The following is a 17,155-nucleotide window of genomic DNA, read 5'->3' as shown; positions in this document are numbered from 1 at the left end:
GAAGCAAGTCAGACCGGAAGATTTCTGGAATGCGCCCTATAACGTGAAGCTGTTCTTGATGGCATCCGAACAGATCGTCATCGACGCGGAAGAGGAAGAACGGGAGGAATGATGAATGGCAATTAATCAGACGTTAACGGCATCCATCATCCTGCGTGACATGTTCACGGAGGTCTCTGGACGCGTCAGCCGCTCGATGCGCAACATGCAAGAGGATGCGAGACAAACACAAACGACATTCGAACGCTTGCAAGGAGCTTCCGGATCATTAAATGCGGTCGGCGGTGCTGCCACGCTCATGGGATTGGGCGTCGCCGCCGGATTAGGAGCGGCGGTCAAGACTGGAGTCGATTTTGACGCGCAGATGAGTCGTGTCGGTGCCATTGCGGGTGCATCGAGTGGTGAACTTGATCGTCTGAGACAATCCGCGCTTGATCTTGGTGCCGCTACTTCAAAGAGTGCGACGGAGGTAGCGGCTGGACAAGAATCGCTAGCCGCGCTTGGGATGACGACGAAAGAGATTCTTTCTGCGATGCCAGGAGTCATCAGTGCGTCAGAAGCATCGGGTGCAGACATGGCACAAACGGCTGAAGTCGTAGCTTCCGCGCTCAATGTTTGGAGTATGAGAGCATCCGAAGCAAGTCGCGTATCCGATATCTTAGCAGAGACAGCGAACCGTACGGCTGCTGACATCACAGATATGCAGTACGCTCTGAAGTATGCAGGACCACCTGCAGCGGCATTAGGTGTCAGCATAGAAGAGACGGCAGCGTCAATTGGTCTCTTGACCAATGCAGGAATGAAAGGTGAACAAGCCGGTACCACATTACGCGGCGGACTTCTTGCGTTGCTGAAACCATCGGAAGAGACTGGCAAAATGATGGCGACACTTGGCATCAACATTACGGATGCATCAGGAAAGTTTGTCGGTATCTCTGGATTGATCAAAAATCTGAAGAGTTCTTTTGAAGGCATGACTAATGCGCAGCAACTGGCAGCATTGGCTCAATTGGTTGGTACTGAAGCCGCTTCCGGATTTCTGACCTTGATGCGAGCTGGACCGAGCGAAATCGACAAGATGACGAAGTCGTTAGAGAATAGTGCCGGAGCATCGAAAGAAGCAGCGGACAAGATGAAAGATAACTTGAAAGGTGCGTTAGAAGAGATGACGGGTGCAGCGGAATCCGCTCAAATCGCTCTCGGGGATGGACTGAAAGGTCCTATTCGATCCGCGGCGACAGTCATCACGAGTCTTGTTAATGCATTCAATCAACTGCCACAACCGATGAAGACGATGATTGCTACGAGTGCTGCCATTCTAGCGGGAATCTTAATACTCGGTGGAGGGATTGCAATCCTTGTCGGGTTACTCCCGATGATGGTTGAAGGATTCGCGCTCATGGCACCGTTCATCGCACCAGTCGCCATTGCAATTGGAGCGGTCGTCGGTACTATCGCATTACTCGTCGGAGGATTCAAGGCGGCATGGACGTATTCTGACAAGTTCAGGGGCGGACTGCAAGGCTTGAAAGCCATGTTGTCAGGAGACTTCGTAAAAGCGCGGAAGATTATGATCAGCGCGCACTTCAATCATGAACAGATTGACGCCTTCCGGGATAAGATTTTGTTCTTGAAGGATGCAGCGAAGACCGTCGGTGAAAAATTCAAACAAGTCGGCACCTTGATCAAAGGTGTCTTTGCGTCGTTGGTCGGGAATGATGGAGCGGCAAAAAGTATCTTGAGCAGGCTAGGTCTTTCTAATGGCTCCATTGCACAAGTGCTCTCTATCACGGGCAAGATTCGTTCAGCACTCTCGAGCGCATTCACTGCCATCGTCAATCTAGCGAAGTCGATCTTCACGAAAATCCGCGCTTTCTGGCAAAGTGACGGAGCACAACTGATGCAAGCGGTGAAAAACGTCTTCCAAGGCATCTGGAGTGTCATTCAGTTCATCATGCCGGCTGTACTTTTCATCATCAAAGGCATCTGGAGCAACATCAAAGGCGTCTTCCAAGGTGCATTGAACGTCATCCTCGGGGTCGTGAAGATTTTCTCCGGTCTCTTTACGGGCGACTTCAAGAAGATGTGGGAAGGTGTCAAACAAGCGTTCTTCGGTGCAATCCAGTTCATCTGGAACTATGTCAACTTACTGCTCGTCGGACGGGTGCTTGGTGGCTTCCGCTTGTTAGCGGCGAGCGGAAGAGGAATCATCTCCGGATTCTGGGGAGCGATTAAAGCATTCTTCTCTGGTGGCATCGCCAGTATCAAAAGTACGGTTTCTGGCGGCTTTAATTTCGTGAAGACGAATATCTCTGGTGCTCTTTCGGCAGTTCGTGGCTTCATTTCGAATATGTGGAAAGGATATGTCTCCATCATCAAAGGTGCAATCAATTTAATCCTTGGTGCGGCACGTACTGGCTTTAATGCAATCGGCAGCATCATTCGAACGATCATGAACGCGGTAAGTTCGTTGATCAGTAAGACATGGAGTACCATCACGAATACTTTCCGTACAGTTACGCAGACGATTTCCGGGATTGTTAAAGAGGTTTTCGGAAGTTTCGGGAAGACCGTATCTTCCGCAATGAAAACTGTTAAAACGGCTATCGACGACGGCTGGAATGCAGCGGTCAAGTTTTTCAAAGACATTGACTTGAGTTCAATTGGGAAGGACATCATTCGTGGTCTCGTGGACGGACTCGCTAGCGGGTTCACATGGGTCTCGGACAAGGTATCTGAGTTAACGGACTTGATTCCATCATGGTTCAGCAAAGGGCTCAAAATCAATTCACCCGCTAGAACGATCATACCGATCGGTGCCTCTACCGTGGAAGGACATGAGGTAGGAATGCAACAACGCATTCCTCTCCTCAAGAAAATGTCCGAAACCGCCATAGCTCAAGGCATCATGACGCCTTTTAAGGCACAGTCTCGCCAGGCATTACCATCCGCGATGGGCAAACGCATCACGAATCAAGTCAACCAGTCGCAAAATACGCAAGCTCAGAACGTCTTCCACCTTAACATCGGATCGGATGAACTCGGTGCATTGGGTGACGATGCCGTGAAGCTCGAGCAGACTGGCATGCGCTTGATGGCGTTCATCGCAGACAAGATGGAAGAACTGGACCGAAACCTACCGACACATAACTTGGAGGCGATGTTGGATTGATTACGATCAAGCATAGTAAAGGAACGCTCACGTTCCCTGTCACGCCTCCGGGTCTTGGGTTATCCGGGGGAGACAAGAAGACAGAATCGCACGACGGGATCCGCGGAAAGACGTATTCCTTCATCACGGCGACCGGACTCCGGACGTTCTCTCTGACGAGTCATTTTCCGGGGACGAAGCGGACGTATCAGACGGGCGCTTTCGTACTGCCACGAACGCTGGATGCATCGTTGCGTCGCATTAAAGGCAAACAAGAGGTCGTGACCCTCGCCATCACGGACACGAAGCAGACGATGCGCTGTCGCATCCTTTCCTATCGTTCCTGGCAGGATAAACCGAAACTCGGGCGATCAGCCAAACAATCGGATCTCGAGTTCGAGATCAGCTTCGAGGAATACGCGTACCCGAAAGTCAGCAAGCTGAAGAAAAAAGGAAAAGGCTCGTCGAAGCGTGGGAAATCCACGAAGAAGAAAACGACGAAGAAGAGTTCGAAACCGAAGAAGTACGTCGTGAAGCGGAATGATTCACTGACGGTCATCGCTCAACGCCTGAAGATCAATTGGCGGACGCTCTACACCCGTAACAAGAAGACGATCGGCAAGAACCCGAACCGACTCTATCCGGGGATGGTGTTGTACTATGGCTGATCTCCGCGTCTACATCGATTCTAAGTATGACGTTAGTGAAGCCGTCATCATTCCGATCAAGCTCGAGGACAGCGTCTCGCAAGCGGCGGTCAAGCTGTCCCTCGACTTGATGCGCGTATCCGGGTTACCGGAACTGGATGGGGCACATATCTCCGTCCGGCAAGGAAAGCGACTCTGGTTCTTCGGTCACATCTTCGTCATCAAGCGGAAGGACCGCGTGATCAACATCACCGCGTACGACCCGCTGCTCTACCTCGTCAAAAACAAGGATGACTTCTATTTCAAGAAAGGCACGACGACACGGAAGGCGATTGACACAATCTGCAGACGAGCCGGCATCAAACCGAAACTGCTACCAGCAGGGAAGTATACGCATCGCCAGACGCTAGACTACCGGGCTGACAAATACGACAGCTATTACTCCGTCCTTGCGTCCCTTCTGACGGAAGACAAGAAGAAAACGAAGAAGTCGTACTGGATCCGCTACGATAACGGGTTGAAGGTCTACGAGCGAAGTCGACCGAAGAACGTGCCTGTCCTCAGCGAAGGCATCACGGATGCGCAAGTCGAGCGGTCGAACGAGGACCGGAAGAACTATGTCCGGGCACGGAACCGCGAACGACGAGCGGACGGCATCGCCAAGAGCACGACGAGCATCAAGAAATACGGACGGCTCTCGACTTACATCAAGAGCGATGCGACGAACGATGCCGATGCACGACGGGAAGCAAAGAAAGCTCTCGATCGACAGAACCGGTCGAAAGTGACCCGTTCGTTCCGTCATGTTGCGACGTCGGGGACGCAGCGGTTCTTCTCCGGTGATTATGCCTACATCAAGTCGAAAGATGACTTGATTGCACACGGGTATTACTTCGACAACGTGAAATATGAAATCTACCCGAATCATGTCGTCATGGACGCGGACGCCGTCGTGAGCACGTCGTTGCCGTCAATCAGCTATGAGAAGCCGGACGTCCAGAAGAAACAGGACGGACTCGGCAACACCACAGAATCCATCAAAGGCATCCGCTTGAAGTTCAGCAAGGGCTGGGTCGCGACAGCGTACAATCCCGCTCTAGGTGGTATCAACGGTACCGGCACGACCGCATCCGGCAACAAATTCAAGACGAAGCGAAGCATCGCCGTCGACCCGAAGCTGATACCGATGGGTTCCGTCGTCTACATCAAGTGTCGGGCGAAACCGGAATACAGCGGCATCTATCTCGCGGAAGACGTCGGGGGTGCCATCAAAGGTAAACGGATCGACATGGGACTCCCGGCAAAGGAATGCATCCCATTCGGACGTCGGGACGTCGAAATCAGCATCCTCGAAAAAGGACTAGGTCGAGCGGATGCCCGGCAAAAAGCAGGCGAGTGGGATAAGATCCGCTCACATTACAAGGTCCGGATTCAAAGCGGGAAAACATCGCCTTCGAAATCGAACAAGGCATTCGTCCGTCCGATGAGCGGTGGCTGGATGGGACGGAAGCAATTCAAGACACCAGCTGGTCATTTCGGGATCGATATCCTGATTGACCGCGCGAAGACCGGAAAAGTACGTTTGCATCCAGTCGCGGATGGTACCGTGACACGATCAGGTTGGTCAACGTCATATGGTTGGGTCGTCTATATCGTCCATTCAATCAACGGTCAGACATGGGAGAGTGTCTATGCTCATATCCACGCGAAGCCAAAGGTGAAGGTCGGTCAGAAGGTGACGGTGAACACGACGATCGGCTATGTCGGGAACACGGGTTGGTCGGATTGGCCGCATCTTCATTTTGAACTCCACCGCGGTCGATGGACCTATAGCAAGAGCCATGCGGTCAATCCGCATACGTACATCAATTTCTAGGAGGGACGAGCATGAAAGATCCAGCTACCCGTTTCAGTCAACTGTTTTTGACACCAACGACATCACAAGAACATATCTTGATTGGGACGGTCGTCCAAGTCGAACCGCTCGTCGTCAACATTTCAGGTGTCGGCGAACGGGACGCGGATGCCTTCGTCATGGATGCGCACTTCTTCGTTAAAGGAGAACTCGTCATCCTGCAGGCAATCAGCGATACCGGCGCAAGTGGTTCCCAGTGGATATTGCAACCGGTGCGACAAGGTGGCTACGTCGGCATCTGCTCGTCGGCGGATTTCATGATCGATGAGAAACGGGTGGCACGTGCAGACGTCTTCGATCCGATGACGACAGCAACGGGAGACCATGTCTTGTTGATGCCGATCCGGAACCGGACAGAAAAATGGATGGTGGTGACCAAATGGCGGACGTAGAAGAACAAGAGGGACTATTACCGGAAGTCGTCGTGGATGACGTCTATGCCGAAGAAGAGACGGAACAAGCGGGTGGCATGTTGACACCGCTATTTGATTTCGAAACAGGCGAGTTCGTGAAAGGCTCGAATGACGAAATCTTTGTCGATGACGGGATCGATGGACTCAAGAACGTCATCTCGAAGATGATCCTGACACCGCGGGATGCCTATCCGATCTATTCGGAGGATTACGGGTGCGAGGCGAAGGATGACATGCGTCTTGACGTCTCAGACGATGTCAAGCGCCTGTTCATCGCGGATAGCTTGATGGATGCAATCGTTTATGACGACCGCATCGTCTCGGTCGACGAGGTCGATGTCATCAAAGTAGAACGGCGTTTCGAGGCGACGATTGATTTGAATACGATCGTCGGCGAAACGACGACGACAGAACAACTGAAGGAGGAAGGACCAGATGGCGAATCTATTGGATCTACCTGATCTCCCGGCACCACTGCAAGAAGACGAGGATGTCATCCTTGACCGAATGCTCAGCATGACCGACCCGAAATGGGACCGACGGGAAGGTTCATACATCTACGACGCCCAGGCACCGGTGGCGAACCAACTCGCGATGCAGCGTCTCTACATGCAGAACATCATGCGGGCGTCCTTCGCGAGTACGGCAGAAGATGAGAACTTGGATCGTGTCGTCCTGAACCGGGTACCGACACTTTCCCGTATCGAGGCACAACCCGCTCGAGCACTCGTCGATATCGAAGGAGCACCAGGGAACGTCATTCCAGCGGATACGACGTTCTCGACCGTCGTTCTTCGGGAGGACGAGGAGGCGATCGAGTTTGAAATCCTCGACCAGACCGAACGTGTCATTCCAGAGAGCGGTCGACTCTCCATCGAAGTCGTGGCAATCGAAGCGGGTGAAATCGGTCGGGTACCTGCTGGTGCGATTCAGCTTGCGTCAGACATCGGCATCAATACGGTGACGAATCCCGTCGCCGCGACGCTCGGTGCAGAAGAAGAGGACAACGACAGTTACCGTTCCCGTTACTTCGCATATGTCTCAGAAGAACGTGGTGGAGGGAATGACGGCGATTACGTGACGTGGGCACTTGGCGTCGACGGCGTCGGTAAAGTAAAAGTCATCCCGCTCTGGGCGGGACGCGGTACCGTGAAAGTCTTGATTACGAAAATCACCTATGAGAAACCGACTGCTGACATCATTGCTGCAGTCAAAGAAAAGATTGACCCAGTAGCAGGAGAAGGACGCGGAAAAGGTGATGCGCCGATCGGTGCGACGGTCACGGTCGTCGGTTCAGAAGAATTGCCGCTGCAGGTGACAGCGACGTTGCAACTACAAGGCGTCTCGCTCGATTCCGTCCGTTCGCAGTTCGCAGAGAAGATGGCCGTGTACTTAGAAGAGTTGAACCAACGGGCGTGGGAAACGAATGACGTGGTCGACTTCCGCGTCAACTATGCGAAGGTCGGTGCACTGTTGATCGATATCGACGGCGTGGTTGATTACACCGGATTGACGCTGAACGGTTCAGCGACGAACGTCGTCGTTCCAGGTGACCGCGTCGTGACACAAGGCGTGGTAAATCTCCATGAATGAAGAAGAATTAAAGGAACGACTGTTTGAGCATGTCTATCCAATCTATCGTCAATCAGCTGTCTGGCAATCCATCTATGGAGCGCAAGCGAAGGAATTGATAATCATCGAGACGTTGCAAGAAGAACTCGAGGCACAACTCGATCTCGAACGTGCAACCTGGGCGTTGTCTTTATGGGAACGTGATTACCGGGTCGCATCATCAGACGGGACGGAAGAAGAGCGGCGAAAACGTATCAAGTCCAAGATTGGGCAGGGCGCGACGCCGAATGAACGATTGATTGAGACGATCGTCGACAGCTACTTGGAAGCGTTCATCTCGAGAGTCGAGAACATGCCGAACGAGTACGCCTTCTGGATTAACTTCCCGGTCGAAGCGATGAAGAACTTTTCTGACATGCGAACAGCCATTCAGAAAGTAAAACCGTCACATCTCGAGATGGTCTTGCGACTATCTTCAGCGGAAAGTCTACACATCGTGGATCGAGTCCGGATCACGGCGCGGACGTATCGGAAAGTAAACGAGTGGCGTGTCGGTCAGGCAGTACTCAAATCAGAGAACGAGGTGATCGTATGACCCTACAGACGACCTATCTATCACGAATCGCGGCAGATTTAGCAGGACGCATCCAGACCATCAAGCTCAATGACACCATCGTCGTACAGAAGGATAGCATCGTAGCGGAAGGACCACTCGTCACGGTCAAAGCATGTAGCTTGAGCGGTATTTCACGGATAACGTCCATTAAGGCGTATGACGAGAATCAGAACTTGATCAATGCGAAGTCGATTGATGTCGCGATTGCCGCGGATCAGTTGATTGATTTCGTATTCACTTGGGAGGTGAAGGCTTGAGTTACACAGCAAAAACGAACTGGCAAGGGAATGATCCCGTTACTGAGAGTGATATCAATCGCTGGGAAGTTGGGATTGAGGAAGCCCATAACGATGCCTCGGTTACAACTAAAGGACGAGTTCAATTATCAAATGCAACAGACAGTAACAGTGAGGTACTTGCTGCCACTCCAAAGGCTGTTAAAACAGTAGCAGATCAAATTGGCGTTTTATTGGATAAGACGGACGATTTGAAGACTATCAAAACGAATAAAGACGCCAACGGCATCTATACGATAGTGACGTATCGTCGCAAGTCTGATAATTCTTTATATGCGACATCCGTCCTCTCGGGCGGTTCCAGTCCAAGTTATACGACGAGAACCATCACATATTACGAGCAGAATGGAACGATAGTTCGAAAGACTGTCACCTTCACTCTTTCATATGATACCGATGGTGTACTCATTTCGGAGGTGTGATCATGCCAGATATTCGAGATCATGGTGGGAACTATGGAGGTAGAAGTCCGAACTTGAAACCAGAGAACATCAAACGAGATGTAAACATCTCCGGTGTGATTGGAACATTGGATCCGGCAACAGCAATTGCTGGTACTGGGTTCATGACGTCTGGTGCGTCTTCCAGTTTAGTGACCGCAAGAGACACTACTTTTACGAAGTACAAAGAAATAAAAGTTCCGGTCAGCGGACAAATTTTAGTTACTTTTAGTTTGTCGATGCCGGGTTCGCAGGGTTTCTCATCCGGTAAAATCTACAAAAATGGAATCCCGGTCGGTGCAGAGCGTCTTTCGGGAAGTGGTTCTTATACAGTTTATTCCGAACTAATCACCGTTTCAAAAAACGATTTAATCCAACTATATTTGAAACACACTGATGGTATTGGTTACGCAGCCGCACGTGACTACAAAGTAGAATACGGGTACACAGCACCGCCAGCACCGACCGTAATTCAATAAAGGAGCGTGATTTCATGTATTACTTGGAGTATGAAAATGATACGAAAATTGTGACGCATATCCATGAAAAACTCCCCTCGCCAATTAAAGAAGGTCATAGTGTTGCAAAGAGTGACCAATTTGAGATTGGTATGGAACTGGAGTTCATGATTACAGTGGACACAGTGAATAAAGAGGGGATTGTATCTGCTTCTAGTACAACTAAACAAACTGTACCAGCATATCAGCTTTTACAAAAAATAAAAGAATTGCAAGACGACAACAGTTCACTTCGTAATCAAAATGAAGCACTCACATTGACGTTAGACAACATTTTGACAGACGTAATTCCAACTCTACTAGGATAAAAGGAGAATACGAAAATGATTACATTTATCGCAGGTCGTATTGAAGCAGAAGCAGACAAGTCACTCGAATTGGGGCAAGCAAAATATCGGGCGTATTTCGTCAACACATTGATTTATGCAAAATACAAACCGGATGTCGATGCGATTCTTAATCAAGATGGATATGCAGATTGCATCGTCGGAGCAGTTCAACAACTCGAAGTACCGACCGAATAAAATCCATCGTACCCGCCAATCGCATCATCTTACATTAAGATAGTACATCTCCACAGCGTCCTTCAGGGCGCTTTTATTTTAACTAAGAAAGAGGTTATTTATGAGAACACATCATTTAATCGAGGGTGCATTTGCTGTAATAGGTACCGTAGTGACGGCATTGTTCGGAGGATGGGACGCTGCATTGAAAATTCTAGTGTGTTTGATGATCGTGGATTATTTAACCGGATTTTTAGCGGCTTATAAACATAAGCGTGTCAACAGTGATGTGATGTTCTGGGGTGGCATTCGAAAAGGAATCGTCTTCATCGTCATCATCATCGCCGTATTGGCAGATGAATTGATCAACGGTGGATTACCGATCATCCGGACATTAGCCCTGTATTACTATATCGCGCGCGAAGCCTTGTCGGTCGCAGAGAATCTAGCATTGTTGAATGTACCGATGCCGCAACAGCTGGTCGATGCTTTAACACAATTGCAAGGTGAGAAGGAACCGCGTGCTGTCGACTCGATCATCGAGACAGCAGCCACACAAGAAGAACAAGTGAAGCCGATTTCAAGTGAGCTGAGTATCGCTGAGGTCAAGGACGACAAAGAACAAGACAAGGCATTATAAGGAGGACGTATCCATGACCGTATCACTTCAATTCGTACAGGAAAAAGCGAACCGCAAACTTGACGACCCGGGACTCAACCCGGTCGTCCGCGAGATGGGGAAACAACTCGTCAAACTCGCGCATGCCCAGGGCGTTCCCGTCTGTATCACGCAAGCGTACCGTTCGAAAGCAGAACAGGACGCCTTGTATGCACAAGGACGTACGAAAGCCGGGAAAATCGTCACGAACGCACCGGGAGGGTATTCGAACCACAATTATGGACTCGCGATCGACTTCGCGCTTTATACGCCGAGCGGACAAGAAGTCACGTGGTCTGAATCCGCGGACTATGATCGGGACGGGGAAGCGGACTGGAAAGAAGTCGTCCGGATCGCAAAGAAACTTGGATTCGAGTGGGGTGGGGATTGGCGGGGATTCCGCGATGCACCACACCTCGAGTACACGTTCGGGTTGACAATTGCACAACTTCGAGCGGGTAAAAAACCACCAACTACCAAAAATGGTACCATAAAACCAGTAACAAGTGTTCCTGTTACCGGAAAATCGTCCACTCATAGAATCGTCGCAGGAGACACCTTAATCGGTATCGCGAAGAAATTCGACGTCTCGGTCGATGAACTGCAGAAATGGAACAAGCTGAATGGCACGACAATCATCAAAGGGAAAGAACTGATCGTCAAAAAACCGGCAGCTAAACCGGCAACTGCATCCGGTGCGAAAGAAGCAATCGTCGACTACCCAGGTGTCGCACTCTACCAAGGGGCAAAAGGGATGAAGACGGAAGACATCACACGGATTCAGAATGCGGTCAAGGTACCGGCCACTGGTCAATTCGATGCGGCTACGACGAAGGGCGTCCGTAATTATCAAAAGCGGAAAGGATTAGAAGTTGATGGAGTAGTTGGACGTGTTACTTGGAATACTTTATTTTAAGATAAACAATCAATTAAATATGAATAAACTCTACCTTCTTCACGGGTAGAGTTTATTTTTTTTGAAGATGAGGTTTCCGACAATGTTTCGATTAAAGCCTTGTATATTTGAATCATCTTCAAATTCCACTATGTATTGCTCTTTAGAAATCTCAAAGTTTTCATTTTTATAATTTATACTCATCAATAATTTTGGCTTATTTAATGGTTTCTCACTATTTTTAGTGACAGCATATACATTAGACAAGACAATGAAGTAGCGAGGTATGTAGATGCTGATGGAATCTCCAGCTTGAATAATAGGCTCGAAATGTTGCAGTGTGTGAACACGAAGTGGGTCAAATTCTCTGCCATCGGCATAATTAGGAACGTTCATTACATTTACATAAAAGTCATCTAAGTTTGCTAATGCGACTTCTTCAAAGTTTTCTACTAAGAGAAATATTTGATAATCAGTTATTTTATTGTGGTAGTGGTAATTAAAAGAGTCTATTCCACCAACTAACTCAAAAGCGATATTGACATCAAGAGCAAAATTTTTACCTACGTTTAGTAGATTTACTTTAAATTCGCTACTATCCAAATGATAATTTGTAGAGCTGATACGATTTTTGACCCAATCAAAATGAATTCCGTAAAAAGGAAAATTAATTGTTTCTGTTAGCGGTATTACTTTTGGATTTTCAAGAACTTTTTGACGTTCTGTTTGATTATTGAACTGATCAGAACTGACTTTAGCTGATTTTAAAGCAGCATATGCTGCAATGGCAGAAAATAAGATACCTCCAGAAGATATAGATAGTGTAATTAATTCCATCGTTTCTTTCTCCATAGTGTTCACCTCATGTATTTCAATGAATTAAACATAATGTTATATCCATAAAAATACAATGCTTATTAAAATGGGTAAATAAGGTAATTTAATGATATACTTAAGTCTCCCACAAGGGAATCCAGGGGAAGGTCGGGCGAAGTCGGTTCAAGTCGACTGGAATTCGCGAAAGGGGACCTCCCCTTTCCCGCTTAATCAAACACAAAGGTAACTTGCTCATTCGTGATTGCTTCCTTTTTACTTGGGAGAATCACGTTTATTTTTTTCATGCATGATGTCTTGAGCAATAGGTCGACCTGACTCCCTACAGTCAACGTCTCGATGACACGATTAATCTCTGTGGCGTCTCCTGTGATCGCTAACTGGTTCTCTCCGAGCAATAGTATCTTCATCCTCAGATGACCTCCCGTTCCCATGACGAGCTGATGCGCACTAATCAGATTAATGAGTATTTACCACGTATTCCCCGCTTAAAAACGAATAAGGTGTGCAATTTTTCATTGCACACCTTATTGCACACTCATTAAATTTCCCTTCTATTGCACACCTTATTGCACACTAGCTACATATCGGAAAACAACCGGAAAAGCGATTCTGAACAGAGCGGANNNNTTCATGTGACTTCCTATTATATAGAGTAGCTATTTCGAACCCCCGTCTCATCGACGAACATGATGTATTTCTTCGGGGCAGGGGTTGAATTCTTAGGAAATCCTTTGACGTCAACGCCTTTGACGTTCGATTGTACCCGTTTGTTCAAATGAATCTCCTCCAATTGCACAATAATTACACAGTCTTTTCGAAAGAAATGCTCTTGATGCCACTTTACACGCTAGGCGGCTGAAAAGCTATAGCCTGATAAGTGAAACCGTAGAAACATTCTCTCGTATGATTAGGTGTTCGACTTAAGGAAGATAATTCCTGTTTTTTAATCGTTATTCTTCACCATTCATCAAGCGATCGATATAACGAACGGATTTAATCGTTTCATTGAAGCGTTTCAGACTCGTTTTTGGCTGAAATGCTTGAACGGAAATTTGCTTTAGTTGATCCACGGCGCTTTCGACCATGCTAGGTCGTAAGTAAGGACTATCCTGGGCATTCGTTTGCCACTGTGCAATCAGTTGATCCGCTCGTTCAACGAACGGTACGACGTCACGATTGAAGTCATATTCGGTTCCGGCACGTCCTTCTTGATAAATACGTTCAATCTCTTGTAATAACGGTTCAATTGTCATTGGTTTTTAACTACTCCTCTCGGCCGATACGGTACAATCACATATCATGGTACAATAAACGCGATAGGAGGGGAATCGTTTTGAATTACCCGAACGGGAAAAAATTTCAAAAGCCACTCGAGTCGCATGGAACCCGAATCAAGAAGGCGCGATCAACCGATTCGACCTTTTCGAATCGAGGGATGACGCTCGAAAAATTATTGAATGAAAGTAATACGTTTTACCTGACCCATAATCGGGCAATCATTCACAAGAAACCCACTCCGTTACAAATCGTCCAAGTCGATTATCCAAAACGGTCGGCAGCGGTCGTCAAGGAAGCCTATTTCAAGCAACCGTCGACGACGGACTATAACGGTGTTTATCGCGGAAAATATATTGATTTCGAAGCGAAGGAGACGACGAATAAAACATCCTTCCCGATAAAAAATTTTCACCCCCATCAAATCGCACACATGCGCCAATGTGTCGAACATGGAGGAATTTGTTTTGTCATCATTCGTTTCAGTCTGTATAATGTGCAATATGTGCTTTCAGTCGAGCACGTGTTCCCCTGGTGGGATCAGCTAGAAAGCGGACGAAAATCTATTCCGCTGACGGTCATTGAACGAGACGGTATCAAAGTCGAGACTGGCGCGTACCCTGCCATCGATTATTTAAAGGCAGTGGACGAACTATATTTCAATTCAGACACTTTTTGATTGAAGGAGAAGGATAGCATATGGAAAGAAGTCGTGTCGCACGTCGTGAAGAGACGAAGTCATCTGAGAAAAAGATGAAACGGACGAAACGTCCCCAAAAGAAAAAGTCAGGTGGAGGTTCCGGTGGGAAAGGTCCACTTTGGAAAAAGTTATTACTGATTGCTACCGGTCTATTCATCTTAATGATGCTGATTGGTGGCGGTTTTGCAGCATATGCCGTAGCTACTGCTCCTGAGCTGGATGAAGCAGAATTACGTGATGCTTTGCCGCTAAAAATTTACGCAAGTAATAAGAAGGAAATTACGAAAGGTGGAACGAGTCGGGAATACGTCTCGATTGATGAAGTCCCTGAAGTCGTCAAGGACGCATTCATTTCGATTGAGGACCGTCGTTTCTATCAGCACAATGGAATCGATTTCCGTCGTCTTGGCGGAGCCATCATCGCGAACGTGACGGACGGATTTGGTTCTGAAGGGGCTTCGACAATCACGCAACAGGTCGTCAAACAGTCGTTCCTGACTTTTGATAAGACGATTACACGGAAAGTCCAAGAGCAATGGCTCGCGATTCGTTTAGAACAGGACTATACAAAAGATCAAATTTTAGAGATGTACTTGAACAAAAACTACTATGGTCAAAATTCATTTGGCATCCAAACCGCTTCAAAAGCATACTTCAATAAGCCTGTAAATAAATTGAATTATGCGGAAGCCGCGATGCTCGCAGGACTCCCACAGCGTCCGACGGCATACGATCCAATTAAAGGAGATCCGAAGTTAACGAAATGGCGTCAGACGCAAGTACTCAATGCGATGCAGACGACAGGCGTCATTACAGAAGCACAACGGGATAAAGCAGTGAAGCAGCCAATCTCAAAATTGATCAATCCGGCACCGAAGTCAACAAAGGATGAATCTTACGATAGTGTCATCTTCGATATGGTATCAAAAGAGTTAGAAGATGATTTTGGCTTGGAAGGAAAAGACATCTATGGTCAAGGTTTAAAAATCTATACATCGATCGATAAACCGATGCACGATTATATGAACGAAGCCATCAAAAAAGACCAAATCGTTAAAATGCCTGAATATGCAGAGACAGCTGCTTCGGCAGTGAATACACAAACGGGTGAGATTTTAGCTGTCGTAGACGGAAAAAATCCGGGTAAGGGAACAGCGAGACGAAACTACGCAAATGAACCGCACCAACCGGGATCGTCCGCAAAACCATTCTTCGCGTATGGTCCAGCGATCGAGAACGATAAATGGTCGACTGCGAAGCAATTGACGGATAAACCAACAGAAGTCAATGGAAAAGAGATTGGTAACTATTATGATGGATACCGTGGCACGAATACGATACGCCACTGGTTAAAAATTTCAGCGAACACACCGGCCATCCAAACGTATCAAGAAATCGGTGGTGACCCAGTTCAAGCATTCGCTGAAAAATCAGGTTTGAAATTAGAAGACGATGAGTCGATTTCACCAGCTTATGCGATTGGTGGGATGAAGCATGGTTTCAATACGACTCAAATGGCTGGGGCTTATGCGACACTCGGAAACGGTGGCGATTATATCAAACCGCACCTGATCAAATCGATTGAATACAGTGATGGATCAAAAATCAAATCACCAGTCAAATCGAAAAAAGCAATGGAAGACTACACGGCGTATATGTTGACGGACATGTTGCGTGATGTCTTGAAACCAGGCGGTACGTTCCCAAGCGCTGGATTATCGTTTGACGCAGCTGGAAAAACTGGGACGACGAATGCTTACAAAGATGTCTGGTTTGCTGGATACACATCAGACGTTTCAATCAGTGTATGGACAGGAACTACGAAGTCCGGCAATAACAATGGTGCAGGGCTCAGTGGTCCGTATAACAGTACGATGGCGCAACAAATCTGGAAAGATTTCATCACGAAGACACGTGATCGTACGCCGGCACCATTTGAACAACCTAGTTCTGTCCTCAGTATCGGAAACGAATTGTACGTGAAAGGGACGAAGGAACCTGTCGTTGAAAAAAAGACGGTACCCGCTCCGACTGGATTACAAGCATCTTACGATGAAGACACAAAGAGCGGTGAACTGACTTGGAACTATAATGATGCTGCGCTTCGTGCCAATGGGTATGACGATGTCTCGTTTGAAGTGACAATGACGGATGCTGATGGTCAATCATCGACAGTCGGAACGAGCTCGACGAATCGAATTGCGATCAGTGGATTGAAGCCAGGTCGCTCGACATTCCAAGTCGTCGCGAAGGCTTCTGGAGAAAAATCAGGTCCGGTTTCGACGACAGTAACGGTCACGGATCCTGAAGCAGAAGAACCGACAACGGACGAACCGACAACGGACGAACCGACAACGGACGAACCGACGACGGACGAACCGACGACGGATGAACCGACGACGGATGAACCGACGACGGATGAGCCGACGACGGATGAACCATCAACGGACGAGCCGACGACGGACGAACCGACGACGGATGAACCGACGACAGATGAACCATCAACGGACGAGCCGACGACGGATGAACCGTCATCGAATGATGGGGCGAATGCTCAAAATAACTCAAATGTACCAGCGGAACGAAACAACAATCCGAACAATCCGAATAACAGTGGAGACGACTCTGAAGATTAATAAAGGAGCGTCACTTGTAAAGTAGACAAGACCAAAGACGAGTAGTTCGTTCTTTGGTCTTGCCTCTTTTTTTGTATAATGAG

The 17,155-nt window shown here is 48.0% G+C and carries 20 protein-coding genes; 16 read left to right on the top strand and 4 right to left on the bottom strand.

All coding sequences use genetic code 11. The features are described from left to right. The first annotated feature begins 115 nt into the window (after positions 1-115). From ASF99_RS08670 to ASF99_RS08605, 14 genes are all read left to right on the top strand, one after another. A complete protein-coding gene (locus ASF99_RS08670; protein ID WP_055968510.1) occupies positions 116-3,172 on the top strand; it encodes a phage tail tape measure protein in 3,057 nt (1,018 codons plus the stop codon). Further along, positions 3,169-3,819: a LysM peptidoglycan-binding domain-containing protein gene (locus ASF99_RS08665; RefSeq protein WP_055968508.1), complete on the top strand. Its 651-nt coding sequence runs from the start codon at positions 3,169-3,171 to the stop codon at positions 3,817-3,819. The genes ASF99_RS08670 and ASF99_RS08665 overlap by 4 nt, the downstream gene beginning before the upstream one ends. Continuing rightward, entirely contained in the window at positions 3,812-5,674 is a 1,863-nt protein-coding gene (locus ASF99_RS08660; protein ID WP_055968507.1) for an XkdQ/YqbQ family protein, read from the top strand. Before ASF99_RS08665 ends, ASF99_RS08660 begins: the two co-directional genes overlap by 8 nt. An 11-nt stretch (positions 5,675-5,685) precedes the next feature. Beyond that, complete coding sequence (locus ASF99_RS08655) at positions 5,686-6,105, top strand: DUF2577 family protein (protein ID WP_055968506.1); 420 nt, start codon at positions 5,686-5,688, stop codon at positions 6,103-6,105. Continuing rightward, the gene (locus ASF99_RS08650; RefSeq protein ID WP_055968504.1) at positions 6,093-6,587 is read left to right on the top strand and encodes a DUF2634 domain-containing protein; all 495 of its coding nucleotides are present in this window, start codon (positions 6,093-6,095) and stop codon (positions 6,585-6,587) included. Before ASF99_RS08655 ends, ASF99_RS08650 begins: the two co-directional genes overlap by 13 nt. Further along, positions 6,562-7,719 carry a baseplate J/gp47 family protein gene (locus ASF99_RS08645; protein WP_055968502.1) on the top strand — a complete coding sequence of 386 codons (1,158 nt, stop codon included), beginning with the start codon at positions 6,562-6,564 and terminating at the stop codon, positions 7,717-7,719. The genes ASF99_RS08650 and ASF99_RS08645 overlap by 26 nt, the downstream gene beginning before the upstream one ends. Continuing rightward, complete coding sequence (locus tag ASF99_RS08640) at positions 7,712-8,293, top strand: putative phage tail protein (protein WP_055968500.1); 582 nt, start codon at positions 7,712-7,714, stop codon at positions 8,291-8,293. Before ASF99_RS08645 ends, ASF99_RS08640 begins: the two co-directional genes overlap by 8 nt. Continuing rightward, complete coding sequence (locus ASF99_RS08635; RefSeq protein ID WP_055968498.1) at positions 8,290-8,571, top strand: hypothetical protein; 282 nt, start codon at positions 8,290-8,292, stop codon at positions 8,569-8,571. The genes ASF99_RS08640 and ASF99_RS08635 overlap by 4 nt, the downstream gene beginning before the upstream one ends. After that, a complete protein-coding gene (locus ASF99_RS17430; protein ID WP_055968495.1) occupies positions 8,568-9,032 on the top strand; it encodes a phage tail protein in 465 nt (154 codons plus the stop codon). The genes ASF99_RS08635 and ASF99_RS17430 overlap by 4 nt, the downstream gene beginning before the upstream one ends. Before the next feature lie 2 nt (positions 9,033-9,034). Then, positions 9,035-9,529 (top strand): hypothetical protein, encoded by a 495-nt coding sequence (locus ASF99_RS08625; protein WP_055968492.1) that lies wholly within the window; start codon positions 9,035-9,037, stop codon positions 9,527-9,529. A 14-nt stretch (positions 9,530-9,543) separates the two neighbouring features. Further along, positions 9,544-9,876, top strand: a complete 333-nt coding sequence (locus ASF99_RS08620; RefSeq protein WP_055968490.1) for a hypothetical protein — start codon at positions 9,544-9,546, stop codon at positions 9,874-9,876. Between the two features lie 15 nt (positions 9,877-9,891). After that, positions 9,892-10,092: a hypothetical protein gene (locus ASF99_RS08615; protein ID WP_055968488.1), complete on the top strand. Its 201-nt coding sequence runs from the start codon at positions 9,892-9,894 to the stop codon at positions 10,090-10,092. 100 nt (positions 10,093-10,192) lie between these two features. After that, positions 10,193-10,711, top strand: a complete 519-nt coding sequence (locus tag ASF99_RS08610; RefSeq protein WP_082487109.1) for a phage holin family protein — start codon at positions 10,193-10,195, stop codon at positions 10,709-10,711. 13 nt (positions 10,712-10,724) lie between these two features. Next, a complete protein-coding gene (locus ASF99_RS08605) occupies positions 10,725-11,645 on the top strand; it encodes a M15 family metallopeptidase (protein WP_055968486.1) in 921 nt (306 codons plus the stop codon). A 39-nt stretch (positions 11,646-11,684) separates the two neighbouring features. Here ASF99_RS08605 and ASF99_RS08600 read toward each other — a convergent pair whose 3' ends face one another. From ASF99_RS08600 to ASF99_RS08590, 4 genes are all read right to left on the bottom strand, one after another. Beyond that, on the bottom strand, positions 11,685-12,476 hold the full coding sequence (locus ASF99_RS08600; RefSeq protein ID WP_055968484.1) for a hypothetical protein: 792 nt from the start codon (positions 12,474-12,476) through the stop codon (positions 11,685-11,687). A 191-nt stretch (positions 12,477-12,667) separates the two neighbouring features. Continuing rightward, positions 12,668-12,868 (bottom strand): hypothetical protein, encoded by a 201-nt coding sequence (locus tag ASF99_RS08595; RefSeq protein ID WP_055968483.1) that lies wholly within the window; start codon positions 12,866-12,868, stop codon positions 12,668-12,670. Between the two features lie 236 nt (positions 12,869-13,104). Beyond that, the gene (locus tag ASF99_RS17720; RefSeq protein ID WP_268761039.1) at positions 13,105-13,236 is read right to left on the bottom strand and encodes a hypothetical protein; all 132 of its coding nucleotides are present in this window, start codon (positions 13,234-13,236) and stop codon (positions 13,105-13,107) included. Between the two features lie 175 nt (positions 13,237-13,411). Then, positions 13,412-13,714, bottom strand: a complete 303-nt coding sequence (locus tag ASF99_RS08590) for a DUF1798 family protein (protein ID WP_023468613.1) — start codon at positions 13,712-13,714, stop codon at positions 13,412-13,414. Positions 13,715-13,788: 74 nt separating this feature from the next. On the opposite strand from ASF99_RS08590, the gene recU reads away from it, so the two are divergent. Together recU and ASF99_RS08580 are read left to right on the top strand one after the other, a co-directional pair. Then, entirely contained in the window at positions 13,789-14,415 is a 627-nt protein-coding gene (gene recU / locus ASF99_RS08585) for a Holliday junction resolvase RecU (protein ID WP_035396916.1), read from the top strand. Between the two features lie 20 nt (positions 14,416-14,435). Continuing rightward, entirely contained in the window at positions 14,436-17,072 is a 2,637-nt protein-coding gene (locus ASF99_RS08580) for a PBP1A family penicillin-binding protein (protein WP_052017100.1), read from the top strand. Positions 17,073-17,155 lie beyond the last annotated feature (83 nt).

The sequence above is a fragment of the Exiguobacterium sp. Leaf187 genome, from assembly GCF_001423925.1.
GTDB classification, from domain to species: Bacteria; Bacillota; Bacilli; order Exiguobacteriales; family Exiguobacteriaceae; genus Exiguobacterium_A; species Exiguobacterium_A indicum.
The sequence above is the reverse complement of the archived record's forward strand: the minus strand, read 5'-3'. Positions and strand labels throughout refer to the sequence as shown.

What these genes read in the sequence shown, in the direction of transcription:
- ASF99_RS08595 (WP_055968483.1), bottom strand. Translation starts at nt 12,868, where the DNA reads ATGAAGATACTATTGCTCGGAGAGAACCAGTTAGCGATCACAGGAGAC.
- ASF99_RS08615 (WP_055968488.1), top strand. Translation starts at nt 9,892, where the DNA reads ATGATTACATTTATCGCAGGTCGTATTGAAGCAGAAGCAGACAAGTCA.
- ASF99_RS08650 (WP_055968504.1), top strand. Translation starts at nt 6,093, where the DNA reads ATGGCGGACGTAGAAGAACAAGAGGGACTATTACCGGAAGTCGTCGTG.
- ASF99_RS08620 (WP_055968490.1), top strand. Translation starts at nt 9,544, where the DNA reads ATGTATTACTTGGAGTATGAAAATGATACGAAAATTGTGACGCATATC.
- ASF99_RS08590 (WP_023468613.1), bottom strand. Translation starts at nt 13,714, where the DNA reads ATGACAATTGAACCGTTATTACAAGAGATTGAACGTATTTATCAAGAA.
- ASF99_RS08605 (WP_055968486.1), top strand. Translation starts at nt 10,725, where the DNA reads ATGACCGTATCACTTCAATTCGTACAGGAAAAAGCGAACCGCAAACTT.
- ASF99_RS08625 (WP_055968492.1), top strand. Translation starts at nt 9,035, where the DNA reads ATGCCAGATATTCGAGATCATGGTGGGAACTATGGAGGTAGAAGTCCG.
- ASF99_RS08655 (WP_055968506.1), top strand. Translation starts at nt 5,686, where the DNA reads ATGAAAGATCCAGCTACCCGTTTCAGTCAACTGTTTTTGACACCAACG.
- ASF99_RS08670 (WP_055968510.1), top strand. Translation starts at nt 116, where the DNA reads ATGGCAATTAATCAGACGTTAACGGCATCCATCATCCTGCGTGACATG.
- ASF99_RS08635 (WP_055968498.1), top strand. Translation starts at nt 8,290, where the DNA reads ATGACCCTACAGACGACCTATCTATCACGAATCGCGGCAGATTTAGCA.
- ASF99_RS08645 (WP_055968502.1), top strand. Translation starts at nt 6,562, where the DNA reads ATGGCGAATCTATTGGATCTACCTGATCTCCCGGCACCACTGCAAGAA.
- ASF99_RS08660 (WP_055968507.1), top strand. Translation starts at nt 3,812, where the DNA reads ATGGCTGATCTCCGCGTCTACATCGATTCTAAGTATGACGTTAGTGAA.
- ASF99_RS08580 (WP_052017100.1), top strand. Translation starts at nt 14,436, where the DNA reads ATGGAAAGAAGTCGTGTCGCACGTCGTGAAGAGACGAAGTCATCTGAG.
- ASF99_RS08640 (WP_055968500.1), top strand. Translation starts at nt 7,712, where the DNA reads ATGAATGAAGAAGAATTAAAGGAACGACTGTTTGAGCATGTCTATCCA.
- ASF99_RS08600 (WP_055968484.1), bottom strand. Translation starts at nt 12,476, where the DNA reads ATGGAGAAAGAAACGATGGAATTAATTACACTATCTATATCTTCTGGA.
- ASF99_RS08610 (WP_082487109.1), top strand. Translation starts at nt 10,193, where the DNA reads ATGAGAACACATCATTTAATCGAGGGTGCATTTGCTGTAATAGGTACC.